This window comes from Cupriavidus sp. GW822-FHT03E04 (genome assembly GCF_058801495.1).
Genome location: NZ_JBXANI010000012.1, coordinates 278,391 through 297,533, shown reverse-complemented (window position 1 = coordinate 297,533; position 19,143 = coordinate 278,391). Strand labels below are relative to the sequence as shown.

General features: G+C 63.2%; 19 protein-coding genes and 1 tRNA gene. All 20 read right to left on the bottom strand.

The genetic code is table 11. The features are described 5' to 3' along the window. Positions 1 to 217 precede the first annotated feature (217 nt). The 20 genes from AC1RQC_RS19655 to AC1RQC_RS19560 all read right to left on the bottom strand — a co-directional run bounded on the left by AC1RQC_RS19655 (position 218) and on the right by AC1RQC_RS19560 (position 18,987). Entirely contained in the window at positions 218 to 841 is a 624-nt protein-coding gene (locus AC1RQC_RS19655; protein ID WP_150983757.1) for an NUDIX domain-containing protein, read from the bottom strand. A 52-nt stretch (positions 842 to 893) separates the two neighbouring features. Beyond that, positions 894 to 1,202, bottom strand: a complete 309-nt coding sequence (locus AC1RQC_RS19650) for a DUF2818 family protein (protein WP_492884376.1) — start codon at positions 1,200 to 1,202, stop codon at positions 894 to 896. Positions 1,203 to 1,224: 22 nt separating this feature from the next. Next, entirely contained in the window at positions 1,225 to 2,700 is a 1,476-nt protein-coding gene (gene nuoN / locus AC1RQC_RS19645) for an NADH-quinone oxidoreductase subunit NuoN (RefSeq protein WP_492375499.1), read from the bottom strand. A gap of 18 nt (positions 2,701 to 2,718) precedes the next feature. Continuing rightward, positions 2,719 to 4,185 carry an NADH-quinone oxidoreductase subunit M gene (locus tag AC1RQC_RS19640; protein WP_492375500.1) on the bottom strand — a complete coding sequence of 489 codons (1,467 nt, stop codon included), beginning with the start codon at positions 4,183 to 4,185 and terminating at the stop codon, positions 2,719 to 2,721. 13 nt (positions 4,186 to 4,198) lie between these two features. Continuing rightward, positions 4,199 to 6,298 (bottom strand): NADH-quinone oxidoreductase subunit L, encoded by a 2,100-nt coding sequence (nuoL, locus tag AC1RQC_RS19635; RefSeq protein ID WP_492814561.1) that lies wholly within the window; start codon positions 6,296 to 6,298, stop codon positions 4,199 to 4,201. A 59-nt stretch (positions 6,299 to 6,357) separates the two neighbouring features. Then, positions 6,358 to 6,663 (bottom strand): NADH-quinone oxidoreductase subunit NuoK, encoded by a 306-nt coding sequence (gene nuoK, locus AC1RQC_RS19630; RefSeq protein ID WP_006156828.1) that lies wholly within the window; start codon positions 6,661 to 6,663, stop codon positions 6,358 to 6,360. A 16-nt stretch (positions 6,664 to 6,679) separates the two neighbouring features. Beyond that, a complete protein-coding gene (locus tag AC1RQC_RS19625) occupies positions 6,680 to 7,330 on the bottom strand; it encodes an NADH-quinone oxidoreductase subunit J (RefSeq protein WP_492375502.1) in 651 nt (216 codons plus the stop codon). 143 nt (positions 7,331 to 7,473) lie between these two features. Further along, positions 7,474 to 7,965: an NADH-quinone oxidoreductase subunit NuoI gene (nuoI, locus tag AC1RQC_RS19620; protein WP_267606001.1), complete on the bottom strand. Its 492-nt coding sequence runs from the start codon at positions 7,963 to 7,965 to the stop codon at positions 7,474 to 7,476. Positions 7,966 to 8,030: 65 nt separating this feature from the next. Beyond that, positions 8,031 to 9,095: an NADH-quinone oxidoreductase subunit NuoH gene (gene nuoH / locus AC1RQC_RS19615; protein ID WP_043344744.1), complete on the bottom strand. Its 1,065-nt coding sequence runs from the start codon at positions 9,093 to 9,095 to the stop codon at positions 8,031 to 8,033. An 18-nt stretch (positions 9,096 to 9,113) separates the two neighbouring features. Further along, positions 9,114 to 11,492, bottom strand: a complete 2,379-nt coding sequence (gene nuoG / locus AC1RQC_RS19610; RefSeq protein ID WP_492884375.1) for an NADH-quinone oxidoreductase subunit NuoG — start codon at positions 11,490 to 11,492, stop codon at positions 9,114 to 9,116. Positions 11,493 to 11,504: 12 nt separating this feature from the next. Next, on the bottom strand, positions 11,505 to 12,800 hold the full coding sequence (nuoF, locus tag AC1RQC_RS19605; protein WP_043344740.1) for an NADH-quinone oxidoreductase subunit NuoF: 1,296 nt from the start codon (positions 12,798 to 12,800) through the stop codon (positions 11,505 to 11,507). A 1-nt stretch (position 12,801) separates the two neighbouring features. Beyond that, positions 12,802 to 13,308, bottom strand: a complete 507-nt coding sequence (nuoE, locus tag AC1RQC_RS19600) for an NADH-quinone oxidoreductase subunit NuoE (RefSeq protein WP_006156834.1) — start codon at positions 13,306 to 13,308, stop codon at positions 12,802 to 12,804. 212 nt (positions 13,309 to 13,520) lie between these two features. Continuing rightward, the gene (locus AC1RQC_RS19595; RefSeq protein ID WP_006156835.1) at positions 13,521 to 14,774 is read right to left on the bottom strand and encodes an NADH-quinone oxidoreductase subunit D; all 1,254 of its coding nucleotides are present in this window, start codon (positions 14,772 to 14,774) and stop codon (positions 13,521 to 13,523) included. 9 nt (positions 14,775 to 14,783) lie between these two features. Further along, complete coding sequence (locus AC1RQC_RS19590) at positions 14,784 to 15,383, bottom strand: NADH-quinone oxidoreductase subunit C (protein ID WP_174426495.1); 600 nt, start codon at positions 15,381 to 15,383, stop codon at positions 14,784 to 14,786. A 1-nt stretch (position 15,384) separates the two neighbouring features. After that, positions 15,385 to 15,867, bottom strand: a complete 483-nt coding sequence (locus AC1RQC_RS19585; protein WP_006156837.1) for a NuoB/complex I 20 kDa subunit family protein — start codon at positions 15,865 to 15,867, stop codon at positions 15,385 to 15,387. A 6-nt stretch (positions 15,868 to 15,873) separates the two neighbouring features. Continuing rightward, entirely contained in the window at positions 15,874 to 16,233 is a 360-nt protein-coding gene (locus AC1RQC_RS19580) for an NADH-quinone oxidoreductase subunit A (RefSeq protein WP_006156838.1), read from the bottom strand. 164 nt (positions 16,234 to 16,397) lie between these two features. Next, positions 16,398 to 16,482, bottom strand: a tRNA-Leu gene (locus AC1RQC_RS19575). 208 nt (positions 16,483 to 16,690) lie between these two features. Then, on the bottom strand, positions 16,691 to 17,059 hold the full coding sequence (gene secG, locus AC1RQC_RS19570; RefSeq protein ID WP_150983745.1) for a preprotein translocase subunit SecG: 369 nt from the start codon (positions 17,057 to 17,059) through the stop codon (positions 16,691 to 16,693). 46 nt (positions 17,060 to 17,105) lie between these two features. Further along, complete coding sequence (gene tpiA / locus AC1RQC_RS19565; protein WP_492884373.1) at positions 17,106 to 17,843, bottom strand: triose-phosphate isomerase; 738 nt, start codon at positions 17,841 to 17,843, stop codon at positions 17,106 to 17,108. A gap of 139 nt (positions 17,844 to 17,982) precedes the next feature. After that, a complete protein-coding gene (locus AC1RQC_RS19560) occupies positions 17,983 to 18,987 on the bottom strand; it encodes an NAD(P)H-quinone oxidoreductase (RefSeq protein WP_492375505.1) in 1,005 nt (334 codons plus the stop codon). Positions 18,988 to 19,143 lie beyond the last annotated feature (156 nt).

Below are 19,143 nucleotides of genomic sequence, written 5' to 3'. Positions count from 1 at the left end.
GTTAGTCTTCTTTGCCGACGCAAAGAAGAGTGACCGGCAGCCCCCGCAGGGGGATGTCGTATGGCTTTTGGGTGCAAACGCCATCGCCGCTCAAACAAGCAGCGACCAACCCCAAAGACCGATGTCGTACGGCTTTTGGGTCCAAAAACCAACACCGAAAAATCAAATCCGAAGCGCGAACAAGCGCCAACGGTTCTGCCCTTCCCCACACCCCCCTTTATCCCGGTAACACCTGCTCCCCCGCCCCCCAAACCCCCGACACCACCTTCTCCAGCCAAAACGCCCCAATAATCGTCTTCACATCGGTAATCCGCCCCGAGCGCACCCAATCGATCACCTGCCCCGCCGGCACGATGAACGTCTCGAGGAATTCGCCTTCATCGAGCTGCGCCGGCCCGGCGGTCAGATCCCGCGCCAGGAAGATATCGATAAACTCGGTGGAATAAGAAATGACGGGATGGATGCGCGTGAGGTAATCCCAACGCCGCGCGCTGTAGCCGGTTTCCTCCCGCAGCTCGCGCTCGCCGCAGCGCTGCGCGCCTTCCTGGGGATCCAGCTTGCCGGCAGGAAACTCCAGCATCACTTCGCCAACCGGATAGCGGTACTGCCGCTCCAGCAGCACGGTGCCATCGTCGAACAGCGGGATCATCATCACCGCGCCCGGATGCAGCACGTATTCCCGCCCGGCATGCTTGCCGTCGGGCAGCTTGACGATATCTTGCTTGAGAGTGAGGAATTTGCCTGTGTGCAGCGTGGCGGACGCCACGCACACTTCCTTCAGGCCTTGATCGCCGCCAGCGGCGATCTCGCTAGCGTCCAGCGTGTCAATCTTGTCGCTCATGAAAGCTCCGGGTCCGGACGCGGCCGGCCCGGGCGCCTTCGCTACCCGGCTGTCAAGCCGCGCGATATTTGACGAGGTACTGCCAGGTGAAGCCCGGGAAGGCGAACACCAGCATCATGCAGGCGGTAATGGCGTAGAACTGCCAGCCCTGCGGGAAGGCGTTGCCCAGCCCCGCCTCCACGGCGAAGCCGGCCAGGCCTGCCACCACATACCAGGTGATCAACTCAGCCAGCCTCATCCACAGCGGCTTCCTGGCGAAGCGCAGCGGAATCAGCGCGAACAGCCGCTGGTTGATGAACGGCAGGTTGGCACAGACCAATGCCAACAAGATGACAAACCAGCCCGCCGCAGATGAACTCATATCGCTACGCCGCCGTGGTGCATCAGGACGCCAGCGTGGCGCGGATCGCCTGGTAGCACAGGTTCATCAGCGCCGCGGGGAACAGGCCCAGGGCAATGATGACCGCGCCGTTCAGCGTCAGCATCGAACGCAGCCCGAAGCTGGATTCCAGCTTGCGCTCGTCAGCCGGCGCATCGAAGTACATCAGCTTGACGATGCGCAGGTAGTAGAACGCGCCGATCAGCGAGAACAGCACGGCCACCACGGCCAGCCAGGTCATGCCGCTCTTGACCACGGCTTCGAGCACCGCCAGCTTGGCGTAGAAGCCCATGGTCGGCGGGATGCCGGCCAGCGAGAACATCATCACCAGCATCAGCAGCGCGTACCAGGGGTTCTTGCGCGACAGGCCCTTGAGGTCGTCCAGGGTCTCGGCTTCGAAATCCTTGCCGGCGCGCAGCAGCACGATGCCGAAGGTGCCCAGCGTGGTCAGCACGTAGGTCACGGCATAGAACATCGACGAACCGTAGGCGCTGGCGGCGCCGTCGGCCTTGCCGTCGGCCACGCCGGACAGCAGGCCCAGCAGCAGGAAGCCCATGTGCGAGATGGTGGAGTAAGCCAGCATCCGCTTCAGGTTGGTCTGCACGATGGCGGTCAGGTTGCCGATGGCGAGAGACGCCACGGCCAGCACCATCAGCATGACTTGCCAGTCCACCGCCAGCGGCAGCAGGCCTTCCACCAGCAGGCGCAGCGCCATGGCGAACGCAGCCAGCTTGGGCGCGCCAGCGATCAGCAGCGTCACCGCGGTCGGCGAGCCCTGGTAGATGTCCGGGATCCACATGTGGAACGGTGCGGCGCCCATCTTGAACGCAATGCCGGCCACGATGAAGACCACGCCGAAGGCCAGCATGGTGGTGTTGACGCGGCCCGATTCCACCACGCGGAACACTTCCGCGAGGTTCAGCGAGCCGGTGGCGCCGTACAGCATGGACATGCCATACAGCAGGAAGCCCGAAGCCAGTGCGCCCAGCACGAAGTACTTGATGGCGGATTCGGAGGTCACGCGGTTGTCGCGGCGCAAGGCCACCAGCGCATAGGATGCCAGCGACAGCAGCTCCAGGCCCAGGTACAGGGTCAGGAAGTTGTTACCGGTGATCATCACGATCTGCCCGCCGAGCGTAAACAGCGCGAGCATGTAGAACTCGCCGCTGAACATGTCGCGGTCGGCCAGGTAGCTACGGGTGTAGACCAGCGTGACGAACAGCGCCGCGGAAGCGAAAGCCGACAGCAGGTTAGCCATCGGGTCCACGACCACCAGGTTGGCGAATGCGTAGTGGGTCTCGCCGGCGACGCCGTTGATGCCGAACCACACGGTCAGCACCAGCGTGGTCAGCAGCGACAGCGGATAGGCCACGCTGGTGCGGTTCTTGCCACGGGCAAGGTCGATCCAGTTGACCGCGGCGATCGCGATCGCCAGGAAAATGATTGGCGCCACAGGTGCCAATGTCGAGGACGGTTGCATGTTTGTTTCTCTCCCCGATTACAGCTTCGACTGCGCCACGTGCGACAGCAGGTTCACCACGGAAGCGTGCATCACATCGGTGAAGGGTTTCGGATACAGGCCCATATACAGGGTCATGATCGCCAGCAGGCCGAGCATCAGGAACTCGCGCTTGTTCAGGTCGACCAGCTCGGCTACGTGCTTGTGCACCACGTCGCCAAAGATCACGCGCTTGACCATCCACAGCGAATAGGCGGCGCCCAGGATCAGTGCCGTGGCTGCCAGCAGGCCGATCCAGAAGTTGAACTTGACCGCGCCCAGGATGACCATGAATTCACCGACGAAACCCGAGGTAGCCGGCAGGCCGCAGTTAGCCATGGCGAAGAACACCGACAGCGCCGCGAACTTCGGCATGGTGTTCACCACACCGCCGTAATCGGCGATCTGGCGCGAGTGCACCCGGTCATACAGCACGCCGATGCAAAGGAACATGGCGCCCGAGATAAAGCCGTGGGAGATCATCTGGATGATGCCGCCCTCGATGCCGATCTCGTTGAAGATGAAGAAGCCCAGCGTGACGAAGCCCATGTGGGCGATCGACGAGTACGCCACCAGCTTCTTCATGTCGGCCTGCACCAGCGCGACCAGGCCAATGTAGATCACCGCGATCAGCGAGATGGTGATGATGAAAGCGGCCATGCTATGGCTGGCGTCTGGCGCGATCGGCAACGAGAAACGCAGGAAACCGTAGGCGCCCAGCTTCAGCATGATGGCAGCCAGCACCACCGAGCCGCCGGTCGGCGCCTCGACGTGGGCGTCAGGCAGCCAGGTATGGACGGGCCACATCGGCACCTTGACCGCGAAGGCCAGGAAGAAGGCGACAAACAGCGCAATCTGCTCGTTCATCGACAGCTTGGCCTGGTGCCATTCGAGGATCTCGAAAGTACCGGTCTTGCTGTACAGGTACAGCAGCGCAACCAGCGTCAGCAGCGAGCCGAGCAGCGTGTACAGGAAGAACTTGAAAGCCGCGTACACACGGTTCGGGCCGCCCCAGACACCGATGATGATGTACATCGGGATCAGCGTGGCTTCGAAGAACACGTAGAACAGCATGCCGTTGAGCGCGCAAAACACGCCGACCATCAGGCCCGACAAGATCAGGAACGAGGCCATGTACTCGGCCACGCGCTCGGTGATCACTTCCCAGGCGGAGATCACCACGATCACAGTGATGAAGGCGGTCAGCACCACGAACCACATCGAGATGCCGTCGACACCCAGGTGGTAGTTGATGTTGAAGCGCTCGATCCAGTTCGACTTCTCGACGAACTGCATGGCCGCCGTGGAGCGGTCGAAGTGAAACACCAGCGGCAGCGTGACGATGAAGCTGACGATGGAGCCGAACAGCGACATCCAGCGCACGTAGCAGCGACTGCGGTCGGAACCCGAGGCTAGTATCAGCAGGCCAAAAAAGATCGGCAGCCAGATAGCGAAAGACAGAACCATTTTCTTGTTTTCCTTACTTGGTGCCCACTGTGGCGAACGAGGTGCCGAACACCGTCATCGTCAGCAGTACCAGCATGCCCAGGATCATGGCGAATGCGTAATGGTAGATATAGCCGGACTGCAGGTAGCGGCTCACCGAAGCGAACCAGCCGACCACACGCGCGGCACCGTTGACCACCAGGCCATCGATCAGCCCCTGGTCACCGCCCTTCCACAGGCCGGTGCCAAGCAGACGGGCCCCGCGGGCAAACACGGCCTGGTTGATCGCGTCCATGTAGTACTTGTTGTCGAGCAGCGTGTACAGGCCCGAAAAACGTTGCTTGATGGCAGCCGGGATGTCCGGGCGCTTCATGTAGAAGAACCAGGACAGCACCACGCCCGAGATGGCCAGCCACAGCACCGGCGTGCTCAGCGAATGCAGGCCCATCGCCACCCAGCCGTGGAAGGCTTCGGTCAGCTCCGCCATCGCGTGGTGGTTCTCGCCTACGTAGATCACGTTCTTGAAGGCCACGCCATTCTTGAAGAAGTCGCCGAACAGCATCGGGCCGATCGCGATCGCGCCGATCACCACCGACGGGATGGCCAGCAGCACCAGCGGCAGCGTGACGACCCACGGCGACTCGTGCGGCTTCTCGCCCGGGGCCAGGCCGTGATGATGGTCGGCCGTTGCCTCCTCATCGTCATGGTTGCCCGCGTGATGCGCGTGGTGGTCTTCCTTGCCGAAACGCTCTTCGCCGTGGAACACCAGGAAGTACATGCGGAACGAGTAGAACGCCGTGACGAACACGCCGGCCAGCACCGCGAAGTAAGCGAAGCCCGAGCCCGGGATATGCGACTCGGCCACGGCCTCGATAATCGAGTCCTTGGAGTAGAAACCAGCAAAGAACGGCGTGCCGATCAGGGCCAGCGAGCCCACCAGCGAGGTGATCCACGTAATCGGCATGTACTTGCGCAGGCCACCCATGTTGCGGATGTCCTGATCGTGGTGCATGCCGATGATGACCGAGCCCGCGGCAAGGAACAGCAGTGCCTTGAAGAATGCGTGGGTCATCAGGTGGAACACGGCCACCGAGTATGCCGAGGCGCCCAGGGCGACGGTCATGTAGCCCAGCTGCGACAGCGTGGAGTAAGCCACCACGCGCTTGATGTCATTCTGGATGATGCCCAGGAAGCCCATGAACAGCGCGGTAATGGCGCCGATCACCAGCACGAACGACAGCGCGGTGTCCGACAGCTCGAACAGCGGCGACATGCGCGCGACCATGAAGATGCCGGCCGTCACCATGGTGGCGGCGTGGATCAGCGCGGAGATCGGGGTCGGGCCTTCCATCGAGTCAGGCAGCCACACGTGCAGCGGGAACTGCGCCGACTTGCCCATGGCGCCGATGAACAGGCAGATGCAGGCGACCGTGATCATCAGCCAGTCGGTGCCCGGGAAGATCACCGTGGCGAGCTGGTCGCGCGCGGCGAAGACTTCGGTGTAGTTCATGCTGCCGCTGTAGGCCAGCAGCAGGCCGATGCCGAGGATGAAGCCGAAGTCACCCACGCGGTTGACCAGGAACGCCTTCAGGTTGGCGAAGATGGCCGTCGGGCGGGTGTACCAGAAGCCGATCAGCAGGTACGACACCAGGCCCACAGCTTCCCAGCCGAAGAACAGCTGCAGGAAGTTGTTGCTCATCACCAGCATCAGCATCGAGAAGGTGAACAGCGATATGTAGGCGAAGAAGCGGTTGTAGCCGGGATCTTCGCTCATGTAGCCGACGGTGTAGATGTGCACCATCAGCGAGACGAAGGTCACCACCACCATCATCATCGCGGTCAGCGAGTCGACCAGGAAGCCCACTTCCATCTTCAGGTCGCCGATCTTCATCCACTCGTACACGGTGGCGTTGAAGCTCGCGCCGTTCATGACGTCCATCAGCACGATGATCGACAGCAGGCAGGAAATCGCCACACCGAGAATCGTCACGGTGTGGGCCAGCGTGCGGCCGGCGCGCGTCTCCGAGGAGAACGTGCTGAAGAACTTGGTGCCGAACAGGCCGGCGATGGCTGCACCGGCGAGCGGTGCGAGCGGAATCGCCAGTAGCAGGTTGGGGTCGAGCGTGGTTGCCATAGGACGCTTAGTGGTGTGCGGTCGGAGAACGGTCTTGATTCATAACGTAGCGGCGCGGATCAACCCTTGAGGGTGTCCATGTCGTCCACGTTGATCGTGTCCAGGTTGCGGAACAGCACGACCAGGATTGCAAGGCCGATTGCCGATTCGGCCGCAGCCACCGTGAGGATAAAGAAAACGAAAACCTGTCCTGCCAGGTCGCCCAGATAGTGCGAGAAGGCGACGAAGTTCATATTGACCGCAAGCAGCATCAGCTCGATCGCCATCAGCAGCACGATCACGTTCTTGCGGTTCAGGAAAATACCAACGATGCTGATGGCGAACAGGATCGCACCGAGCACGAGGAAATGGGCGAGAGAGAGCACAGCGTTTCTCCGGGCTTTAGTTCTTGTTAGCGGCAGCCGCGGCATCCGGGCTGGCTTGGGTGCCGGCACGGGCTTCGCTGGGCATCGAGACCAGGCGCACGCGGTCCTGGCGGCGGGTACGCAACTGCTCGCCCACGTCTTGCGACTTGTTGTCCTTGCGGCGGCGCAGCGTCAGCGCGACAGCGGCAATGATCGCCACCAGCAGGATGATGCCCGCCACTTCAAAGGCGTAGATGTAGTCGGTGTAGATCAGCTTGCCGAGCGCTGCCGTGTTGGAGTAGTCCGGGCCCTGCGTCACGTTGTTCAGCGGCACCGTGGTGCCGATGAAGTTACGCACCAGCACGGTGGCCATCTCGCCGATGATCAGCGCACCGATCACCGAGGCCAGCGGCACGTAGGTCCAGAAGTCCCGTCGCAGGTGCTCGATGTCGATATCGATCATCATCACCACGAACAGGAACAGCACCATCACGGCGCCCACGTACACCAGCACCAGCAGGATGGCGAGGAATTCGGCCTTCAGCAGCATCCAGATCGCGGCTGCCGTAAAAAACGACAGCACGAGGAACAGTGCGGAGTGCACCGGGTTCTTCGCGGTGATGACTTTCAGTGCGGAGAGCACCAGCACCAGCGCAAAGACATAGAAGATGGTGGTCGTGAGTTCCATGGTCCTCGTCGAGCCTTCCGGCACAAGCCACCCCTGGTGGCCTGCCCTTGCGGCATCCTTTTCGTTAGCCCCACACGGGGCCCGATTCACAATGCATTGGCAACGCCCGCCAGGTTCGGCGGGCACGCCCTGTAATGCGCTTATCAGCGGTACTTGGCGTCCGCAGCCTTGGCCGCGGCGATCTGCGGCTCGTAGCGGTCGCCCACTGCCAGCAGCATGTCCTTGGTGAAGTACAGGTCGCCGCGCTTCTCGCCGTGGTACTCGAGGATATGCGTCTCGACGATGGCGTCGACCGGGCAGGCTTCTTCGCAGAAGCCGCAGAAAATGCACTTGGTCAGGTCGATGTCATAGCGCGTGGTGCGGCGGGTGCCGTCGGCGCGGGCATCGGACTCGATGGTGATGGCCACAGCCGGGCAAACCGCTTCGCACAGCTTGCAGGCGATGCAGCGCTCTTCCCCGTTGGGGTAGCGGCGCAGCGCGTGCAGGCCGCGAAAACGCGGCGACATCGGCGTTTTCTCTTCGGGGAACTGGACCGTGATCTTGCGGGCGAAGAGATAACGCCCGGTCAGAGCCATGCCCTTGAAGAGTTCCTTCAGGAGCAGGCTGTTGAAGAAGTCCTTGATGGCGAGCAGCATGACGATTGCTTCCTAATGATTCCGCAGGGCGCCGCCTGTTGTGGCTGCGCCCCTGCTTTGGCCGTTCAATGCCAGATATTCCAGGGCGACCGGATCCAGATCGCCACGATGACCAGCCAGCCCACCGTCAGCGGGATGAAGATCTTCCAGCCCAGGCGCATGATCTGGTCATAGCGGTAGCGCGGGAACGAAGCACGAATCCAGATAAACACCGACAGCAGCAAAAATACCTTGATCACCAGCCAGAAGAAGCCCGGGACCGCATTGGTGATGAAGCTCTCGAACGGCGGCGCCCAGCCTCCCAGGAACATCAACGCGGTCATCGTCGAGATGACGATCATGTTGATGTACTCAGCCAGGAAGAACAGCGCGAAGCCCATGCCCGAGTACTCGATCATGTGGCCGGCAACGATTTCCGACTCGCCTTCCACCACGTCGAACGGGTGGCGGTTGGTTTCGGCCACGCCGGAGATGAAGTACACGCCGAACATGGGCAGCAGCGGCAGCCAGTTCCACGACAGTACGTTGATCCCCATGTTGGCGAAATAGCCGGTGTTCTGCGAGTTGACGATGGCCGACAGGTTCAGGCTGCCAGACACCATCAGCACGGTCACCAGGGCAAAGCCCATCGCGATTTCATACGAGACCATCTGCGCCGCGGCGCGCATGGCGCCGATGAAGGCGTACTTGGAGTTGGAGGCCCAACCGGCCAGGATCACGCCGTAGACGCCAACCGAGCTGATCGCCATCACGTAGAGCAGGCCGGCGTTGACGTTGGCCATCACCACTTCGGCCTGGAACGGAATCACCGCCCAGATCGCCACGGCGGGCATCAGCACCATCAGCGGGGCAACCAGGTACATGCCCCGGCTGACCTGCGTGGGCATCATCACTTCCTTGAGCAGCAGCTTGAGCACGTCGGCGATCGGCTGCAGCAGGCCCAGCGGCCCGACCCGGTTCGGGCCGATACGCACGTGCATCCAGCCAATCAGCTTGCGCTCCCACAGGATCAGGTAGGCCACGCACAACAGCAGCGGCACCACAATGACCACGGCGCGAATCAGGATCCACAGCGGCGTCCATGCGCCGCCGAAGAGATTCTGTCCTTGCGAGGTAATCCAATCGATCATGTTTCTTTCTCGCTCTTCTTATGCCGTGGCCGCCGGCTCGGCCGCGCCCTTCGCGGTGGCGGCCAGGTCGATGGCTTTCTCTACGGTGACGGTGCCGAACGGTGCGCCTAGCGTGGTCGCGGCAACGGTGCCGGCGGACACGCGCACGGTGCCGGCAGGCAACGCGGCTTCGAGGGCGGCTGGCAGCACCACGCTGCCCTGCCCTTGCGTCACGCGCACCGGGTCGCCAGCCTGCACGCCCAGCGAGGCGAACAGGTCTGCCGACAGGCCGGCTTGCATGGCGCGGCGCGCGGCTGCGGACAGTTGCAGCGAATCGGCACGGCGCACGATCGGGTCGGCGTGGTAGATCGGCACATCGGCGATGCGTTCGATTCCACCGGCCACCTGGGCGGTGACGCGGATGGCCGCGTCGGTGCCGTTGTTCAGTTGCGGTGCGACCGGCTTGGCCAGCACTTCGTCGCGCACGCTTTCGGCGGTCTCGAAGTCGAAGCCAGGCACGTCCAGCAGGTTGCCCAGCACGCGCAGCACCTTCCAGCCCGGACGCGAATCGCCCAGCGCGCGGACGACGCCGTTGAAGCTTTGCGGCAGGCCTTCGCAGTTCACGAACGTGCCTGCGGTTTCGGTGAACGGCGTCACCGGCAGGATCACGTCAGCATATTGCAGCGCGGCGTCCGAGCGGAACGCGGACAGCACCACCACGGTGCCGGCCTGGGCCAGCGCAGCCAGCGCCTGGGTCGGGTTGGCGGCATCGAACTCGGGTTCCGTGTTCAACAGCACGTAAGCACGGCGCGGCGTGTCAAACATGGCCTGCGCATTGGCGCCGCCATTTTGCGGCAGCGCGCCGGCGATATGGCCACCAACGGTGTTCGCGGCTTCGGTCAGGAAGCCCAGCGTGGCGCCGGTTTCCGTGGCGATCCACTGTGCCAGCGCATGCAGCGCGGCGAATTGCGGATGACGCACGGCCTCGTTGCCGAGGAACACGGCGCGGCGCTCGCCCGACAGCAGCGCATCGGCCACCAGCTTGGCCTTGTCGTCGCCATCGAAGCCATCGGTGCCCGCCGGAGCGGCCACGCCCTTGGCGGCGGCAACGGCACGGGCCACGCCGGCCAGGGCTGCGGTCCAGCCGGATGGCGCCACGTCAATGCGTGCGGCCAGCGGCATCAGCAGGTCCTCGGCGCTGGCGCCGAGGACGGCCACGCGGGCTCCCTTCTTGCCAGCCTGGCGCAGACGCGCGGCCAGCAGCGGATGATCCTTGCGCAGGGCGGAACCGATCACCAGCACGCGTTGCAGCGTGGAGACGTCGGCGATCGGCAGGCCGAGCCACGGCGCGCCCTTGATGGCGGCCGAGAAATCGGTCTGGCGCTGGCGGAAGTCGACGTTGTCGCTGCCCAGGCCACGCACCAGCTTGCCCAGCAGGTGGAGTTCTTCCAGCGTGCTGTGCGGGCTGGCCAGCGCGGCGATCTGGTCTGCGCCATGGTCACGCTTGATGCTCGCGAGGCCATTGGCCACGTATTCCAGCGCGGTCTGCCAGTCGGTTTCCATCCACTCGCCGCCCTGCTTGACGAGCGGCTTGGTGAGACGGTCGGGGCTGTTGAGGCCTTCGTACGAGAAGCGGTCCTTGTCGGACAGCCAGCATTCGTTGACGGCTTCGTTGTCCAGCGGCAGCACGCGCATGACGCGCTGGTTCTTGGTCTGCACCACCAGGTTCGCGCCCAGGCCATCATGCGGCGACACCGATTTGCGGCGTGCCAGTTCCCAGGTACGTGCCGAGTAGCGGAACGGCTTGCTGGTCAGCGCGCCGACCGGGCAGAGGTCGATCATGTTGCCGGACAGTTCCGAATCCACGGTCTGGCCAACGAAGGTCGTGATCTCGGAGTGCTCGCCACGGCCCAGCATGCCCAGCTCCATCACGCCGGCCACTTCCTGGCCAAAGCGCACGCAGCGGGTGCAGTGGATGCAGCGGCTCATCTCTTCCATGGAGATCAGCGGGCCCACGTTCTTGTGGAATACGACGCGCTTTTCTTCCTTATAGCGCGACTCCGATGCGCCGTAGCCCACGGCCAGATCCTGCAGCTGGCACTCGCCGCCCTGATCGCAGATCGGGCAATCCAGCGGGTGGTTGATCAGCAGGAATTCCATCACCGACTTCTGGGCCTTGACTGCCTTCTCCGAATTGGTGAAGACCTTCATGCCAGGGGTGACCGGCGTGGCGCAGGCGGGCAGCGCCTTGGGCGCTTTCTCAACCTCAACCAGGCACATGCGGCAGTTCGCCGCGATGGACAATTTACGGTGGTAGCAGAAGTGCGGGATGTAGGTGCCCAGCTGGCGGGCGGCTTCCATCACCAGGCTGCCTTCAGCAACCTCAACCTTCTTGCCGTCGATCTCGAGTTCAACCATGTTCTGCCACGCTTAAGAGTAGGCCGGAACCATGCACTGCTTGTGTTCGACGTGATATTCGAACTCTTTCCAGTAGTGCTTGAGCATGCCGCGGACCGGCATCGCTGCCGCATCACCAAGCGCGCAGATAGTGCGGCCCATGATGTTTTCAGCGACGTTATTGAGCAGGTCCAGATCTTCCTGGCGCCCTTCTCCGTGTTCGATACGATTCACCATGCGATAGAGCCAGCCGGTGCCTTCACGGCACGGCGTGCACTGGCCGCACGATTCTTCAAAGTAGAAATACGACAGACGCAGCAGCGAGCGAACCATGCAGCGCGTCTCGTCCATCACGATCACCGCGCCCGAGCCCAGCATCGAGCCGGCCTTGGCGATCGAGTCATAGTCCATGTCGGACGCCATCATCATGTCGCCCGGCACCACCGGGGCGGACGAGCCGCCCGGGATCACTGCCTTGATGCGCTTGCCGCCGCGCATGCCGCCGGCGAGTTCCAGCAGGGTCGCGAACGGCGTGCCCAGCGGGATCTCGTAGTTGCCGGGGCGCTCGACGTCGCCGGAGATCGAGAAGATCTTGGAGCCGCCGTTGTTCGGCTTGCCCATCTTCAGGTAGTTTTCCGGCCCGATCGACAACAGGAACGGCACCGCGGCAAACGTTTCCGTGTTGTTGATGGTGGTCGGCTTGCCGTACAGGCCGAAGCTGGCCGGGAACGGCGGCTTGAAGCGCGGCTGGCCTTTCTTGCCTTCCAGCGATTCGAGCAGCGCGGTTTCCTCGCCACAGATGTAAGCGCCGTAGCCGTGGTGGGCGTGCAGCTGGAAGTCGAAGCCCGAGCCCAGGATGTTGTCACCCAGGAAACCGGCGGCACGTGCCTCTTCGAGGGCTTGCTCGAAAATCTTGTACTCGTTCCAGATCTCGCCGTGGATGTAGTTGTAGCCCACGGTGATGCCCATCGCGTACGCACCGATGGCCATGCCTTCGATCAGCGCATGCGGGTTGTAGCGGATGATGTCGCGGTCCTTGAAGGTACCGGGCTCGCCCTCGTCGGTGTTGCAGACCAGGTATTTCTGGCCGGGGAACTGACGCGGCATGAAGCTCCACTTCAGGCCGGTGGGAAAGCCCGCGCCGCCACGGCCGCGCAGGCCGGAGGCCTTGACGTCCGCGATCACCTGCTCGGGCGTGATCTTCTCGGTCAGGATGCGCTTGAGCTGCTGGTAGCCACCGCGCTTGACGTAGTCGTCGAGGTGCCAGTTGCTGCCATCGAGGCCAGCCAGGATCAGCGGCTTGATATGGCGGTCGTGCAGAGAGGTCATGTTACTTATCTCCCTTGGCTGCAGTGCTGCCGGCGGCCTTGAGCTCGTCGACGAGCGCGTCCAGCTTGGCGTCGCTCATATGGCTGCACATGCGGGTATTGTTGACGATCATCACCGGTGCGTCGCCGCAGGCACCCATGCACTCGCCTTCCTTGAGGGTGAAGGTGCCGCACGGGGTGGTTTCGTTGTAGCCGATCCCCAGCTTTTGCTTGAGGTAGTCGCCGGCACGTTCGCCGCCGGAGAGTGCGCACGGCAGGTTGGTGCAGACGGTCAGCTTGTACTTGCCGACCGGCTTGGTGTCGTACATGTTGTAGAAGGTTGCAACCTCCTCGACCCATACCGGCGGCATGTCGAGGTAGCTGGCAACAAACTGCATGACTTCCGGGGAGACCCAGCCCACTTCGCCCTGCGCCACGGCCAACGCCGCCATCACGGCCGACTGCTTCTGGTCAGCCGGATACTTGGCGATCGCGCGATCGATTTCCTTGAGAGCTTCTGCTGATAGCATGGTCGTTGCTGTAATACGCCGTGTCATTTGCGGATCTGCGCCGCCACATGGCGCGCATCCCGCAGGTTTGCAGCCGTCGCTGCCGTTGCAGCCCGCATGTCAAAGGCATGCCGGGCTCACCGCGGGTTTCCCGTGACCGGACACGATCTTCTGTGGGTCCGTGCCAGGGGCGCCCGGATCGTCGTCCGGGGCCGGCGGCTCTTGTTAGCTCGTCAACGGTCGATTTCGCCGAAGACGATGTCTTGCGTACCGATGATCGTTACCGCATCCGCAATCATGTGGCCCTTGGCCATTTCATCCAGTGCGGCCAGATGGGCAAAGCCCGGGGCACGGATCTTCAGGCGATACGGCTTGTTCGCACCGTCGGAGATGGCATAGATGCCGAACTCGCCCTTCGGGTGCTCCACTGCCGCATAAGTCTCGCCTTCGGGCACGTGAATGCCTTCGGTGAAGAGCTTGAAGTGGTGGATCAGCTCTTCCATGTTCGACTTCATGTCCACGCGCGACGGCGGCGCAACCTTATGGTTGTCGCTCATCACCGGGCCCGGATTGCGGCGCAGCCAGTCGATGCACTGCTTGATGATGTTGTTGGACTGGCGCATTTCTTCCACGCGCACCAGGTAGCGGGAGTAGCAATCGCCGCCCACGCCCACCGGCACCTGGAAGTCCATGCGGTCATACACTTCGTAGGGCTGCTTCTTGCGCAGGTCCCACTCGATGCCGGAGCCGCGCAGCATCGGGCCGGTAAAGCCCATCTGCAGTGCACGTTCGGGGCTCACCACGCCGATGCCGACCAGGCGTTGCTTCCAGATCCGGTTGTCCGTCAGCAGCGTTTCGTATTCGTCGACGTACTTCGGGAAGCGGTTGGTGAAGTCCTCGATGAAGTCCAGCAACGAGCCCGAACGCGCTTCGTTCATGGCCTTGATGGCGCGCTCGTTGTGGATCTTCGACGCCTTGTATTGCGGCATCGTGTCCGGCAGGTCGCGGTACACGCCGCCCGGACGGTAGTAGGCCGCGTGCATGCGCGCGCCCGACACCGCCTCGTACATGTCGAACATGTCTTCGCGTTCGCGGAAGGCGTACAGGAACACCGCCATCGCGCCCACGTCGAGCGCGTGCGAGCCGATCCACATCAGGTGGTTCAGCAAGCGCGTGATTTCGTCGAACATCACGCGGATGTACTGCGCGCGGATTGGCACCTCGAGACCCAGCATCTTCTCGATGGCCATCACGTAGGCATGCTCGTTGACCATCATCGACACGTAGTCGAGGCGGTCCATGTACGGCACGCTCTGGATCCAGGTCTTCTGCTCGGCCAGCTTTTCGGTGGCACGGTGCAGCAGGCCGATATGGGGGTCGGCGCGCTGGATGACTTCGCCGTCCAGCTCCAGCACAAGGCGCAGCACGCCGTGTGCCGCAGGGTGCTGCGGGCCGAAGTTAAGGGTGTAATTCTTGATGTCTGCCATTGCGCGTTCTCAGTGCTGCAAGCCGCCGTAATTCTCTTCGCGGATCACGCGGGGCGTGACCTCGCGCGGCTCGATCGTGACGGGCTGATAGATCACCCGCTTTTGCTCGGGGTCGTAGCGCATCTCGACATAGCCCGAGACCGGGAAATCCTTGCGGAACGGGTGACCGACGAAACCGTAGTCGGTCAGCAGGCGGCGCAGGTCGTTGTGGCCTTCGAACACGATGCCGTAGAAGTCGAACGCTTCGCGCTCGAACCAGTTCGCCGAGTTCCAGACGTCGGTCAGCGAGGGCACCACGGGCACGTCGTCGTCCGGCGCGAACACGCGTACGCGCAGGCGCCAGTTATGCTTGATCGAGATCAGGTGCGTCACGGCCGCGAAACGGGGACCGTCCCAGGCGCCGTCGCCATAGGTGGAATAGTCGACGCCGCACACATCGAGCAGCTGCTCAAAATGCAGTGAGGGATCGTCGCGCAGCATCAGCGCGCTTTCCAGGTAGTCATCGGCCTTGACGATAAGGGTAATCTCGCCTAGCGCCTCCACCAGTTTCTGGATACGCTTGCCCAGTACCTTTTCGAGCGCGGCCTTCAGAGTATCGAGGTTCGACATGTCAGCCCTTGCGCGCGATGGTGTTGGTGCGACGGATCTTGTTCTGCAGCTGGATGATGCCGTAGATCAGCGCTTCCGCCGTCGGGGGGCAGCCAGGCACGTAGATATCCACCGGCACGATCCGATCGCAACCACGCACCACTGAATACGAGTAGTGATAGTAGCCACCGCCATTCGCGCAGGAACCCATCGAGATCACCCAACGCGGCTCTGCCATCTGGTCATAGACCTTGCGCAGTGCGGGGGCCATCTTGTTGCACAGCGTGCCGGCCACGATCATCACGTCCGACTGGCGCGGCGACGGGCGGAAAATCACGCCGAAGCGGTCCATGTCGTAGCGCGCGGCGCCAGCATGCATCATTTCCACAGCGCAGCACGCCAGGCCAAAGGTCATCGGCCAGAGCGACCCGGTGCGGGTCCAGTTGATCAGCTTGTCAGCGGTAGTCGTGACGAAGCCTTCATTGAGAACGCCTTCGATTGCCATATCACATCACTCCCAATCGAGCGCGCCCTTTTTCCAGATGTAGACGAAGCCCACGATGAATTCCAGCAGAAACACGCCCATGGCGAAGAAACCCGGCCAGCCGATATCCCGCAGGGCTACACCCCAGGGAAACAGGAAGGCGGTCTCGAGATCGAACAGGATAAAAAGAATAGCGATGAGGTAGTAGCGCACGTCGAACTTCATGCGCGCGTCCTCGAACGCTTCGAAGCCGCACTCGTACGGAGAGAGCTTCGCGGGATCAGGTTTGTTTGGACCGAGAATTCGGCCGATCGACATCAGTGCAATGCCGAGCACGACACCGAAGATGATGAAGATGAGGACGGGGAAGTAGGCTTCGAGATTCAAGGTACGGCCAGCCTTATCTGGAATGTTGTCAACAGCACCAGCGGTAAGCGGCGTCCTGTTGCCCACCCCAAGCGCCATTCCGTAGAAATTACGACGCCGCCTTGCGGACTGGCCGGGGCATACATCCGGGATGGTCTCCGGATGTATGCCCCGATCAAGTTGTTTGGTGCCGACGGCGAGACTCGAACTCGCACAGCTTTCGCCACTACCCCCTCAAGATAGCGTGTCTACCAATTTCACCACGTCGGCTGGGGGAGAAACAATATTGCCTCGCGCCGGGCTTTTCAGGGCCCTGGGTTTTTACACCCTTCGGAACTCTGGCTGGGATACTACTTTATCCTGGCTGGAGCCCCGTCGCTGGGGGATCGTTTCAAGCCTTGTATTCTAACCTAGGATTCTTGTTTTGTTCAATGCACAACAGCAAAAATCTTCAAGAATAAGTCACAAGGCTCGTTGATTATTTCGGTACAGCAGGCGCAGAAGGATTCGAGGCCGCGGCAGCCGATGCAGCAGCAGGCGCCGAAGCCCCCGCCACCGCCGGTGCCACCGCGGGCGCGGAGCCCATCACGCCCAGCGAAGCTGCCGGCCGGTAGTTGCCCATCAGCGTCAGGCTCAGCGTGCAGATGAAGAACAGCGTCGCCAGCACGGCGGTGGTACGCGACAGGAAGTTGGCCGAGCCGGTGGCGCCGAACAGGCTGCCCGAGGCCCCCGAGCCGAACGCCGCACCGACATCGGCGCCCTTGCCGTGCTGTAGCAGCACCAGGCCAATCACGCCAAGCGCGGACAGTACCTGCGCCACTACCAACAAAGTTTTGAAAATTGCCATTTGGTTCGATTCGCTTGCCTGATCAGACCCTATGAGCGGCCGGCATTCAGGCGTTGCCGATCGCGAGGAAATCGTCCGACTTCAGCGAGGCGCCTCCGATAAGGCCCCCGTCGATGTCGGGCATGGAAAATAGTTCTGCCGCATTGTCCGGCTTCACGCTGCCGCCGTACAACATGGCCATGCGAGCGGCCACGCCTGCGTCGCGCGCCGCCACCTGGGCGCGCAGGAAAGCGTGCACGGCCTGAGCCTGCTCGCTGCTTGCGGTCTTGCCCGTGCCGATCGCCCACACCGGCTCATAGGCCAGCACGATGCGGCCGAGCTGCTCAAGCGACAGGGTCTCGAGCACGGCGCCGAGCTGACGGCCTACCACGGCCTCGGTCTCGCCTGCCTCGCGCTGCGCCAGACTCTCGCCCACACACACCACTGGCACAATGCCGAACTCCAGCGCGCGCACCGCCTTGGCCGCTACCGTGGCATCCGTCTCGCCATGGTAGCTGCGCCGCTCCGAATGCCCCACCAGGGAATACGAAACACCGAACTCAGCCAGCATGGAGGCCGCGACTTCGCCCGTGAAGGCACCGCGCGCCTCGGCGGACACGTCCTGCGCGCCCCAGGCCACCGCGGACCCTGCCAGCAACGCCTGGCACTGCGCAAGATACGGGAACGGCGCGCATACTGCCAGGCGCGCGCTTGCGGGCGCTGCCTTGATCGCTTCCAGCAAGGTCACATTGGCAGCCAGGCTGCCGTGCATCTTCCAGTTGCCGATAACGAGCTTTTGTCTCACAGGGCGCCCCTCTCAATCAAACCGGCTATTGTAGCGCGGGCCAGGGCCCTACGCCACAGAAGGGCCCCGAAATCGGCCTGGGGCGCGAGGCGCCGGCCGCACCCGGCCGCATTCGGCCATCAGCCCGCTACCAGCAGCATTACCAGGTCAGGACGATCTTGCCGATGTGCTCGCTGGACTCCATCAGCCGATGCGCATCGGCGGCCTGGGCGGCCGGGAAGGTCTGGTGGATCACCGGCTTGATCTTGCCCGCGGCCAGCAGCGGCCACACGTGCTGGTGCAACGCCTGCGCGATCTCGCCCTTGAACGCCACCGGGCGGGGACGCAGCGTGGAGCCCGTCACGGTGATACGGCGGCGCAGGATATCGCCCAGCGGGATCTCGGCCTTGGCGCCGCCCAGCAGCGCGATGATCACAATGCGGCCATCGTCCGCGACGCAGGACAGCTCGCGCGCCAGATACGGGCCGGCCACCATGTCGAGGATGACATCTGCGCCACGGCCACCGGTCAGGGCCTTAACTTCGGCGACAAAGTCCTCGGTCTTGTAGTTGATGGCACGGTCGGCGCCCAGCTCCTCGCAGGCACGGCACTTGTCGGCGCTGCCGGCGGTGACGAAGACTTTGTGGCCCAGGGCCTTGGCGATCTGGATGGCGGTCGTGCCGATGCCGCTCGAGCCGCCCTGGATCAGCAGGGTCTCGTCCTTGCCCAGCGGGCCGCGGCCCAGGTAGCCGCGATCGAATACGTTGCTCCACACGGTGAAGAACGTCTCCGGCAATGCGGCCGCCTCGACATCCGACAGGCCCGCCGGCACCGGCAGGCATTGCGCCGCGGGGGCCACGCACAACTCGGCGTAACCGCCGCCCTGCACCAGCGCGCACACGCGATCGCCCAGCTTCAGGCCGAAGCGGTTGTCGGAGTGCGCCAGGTCACCGCCGGCCACCACGCCGGCCACTTCCAGCCCCGGCAGGTCGGACGCGCCGGGTGGCACCGGGTAGTTGCCGGTACGCTGGAATACGTCGGGACGGTTGATGCCGGCCGCGGCCACGCGGATCAGGATCTCGCCGGCCTTGGGCACCGGGTCTGGGCGTTGCGCCAGTTGCAGGACTTCGGGGGCGCCGTACTCGCGGATTTCGATGGCTTGCATTGCTGCTCCTTGCGGTTAGGGACCTCGCGCATGCGGCGGGCTCGCGCACGCAGGGCGGGGGAATCAATCTGGGCACCCGCCATGCAGCGGGCCGAACAGCCGGGCCGCATGGGGTGGGACTGGCGGGAGTGTAAACAAAAAAGCGGCTGGACATCG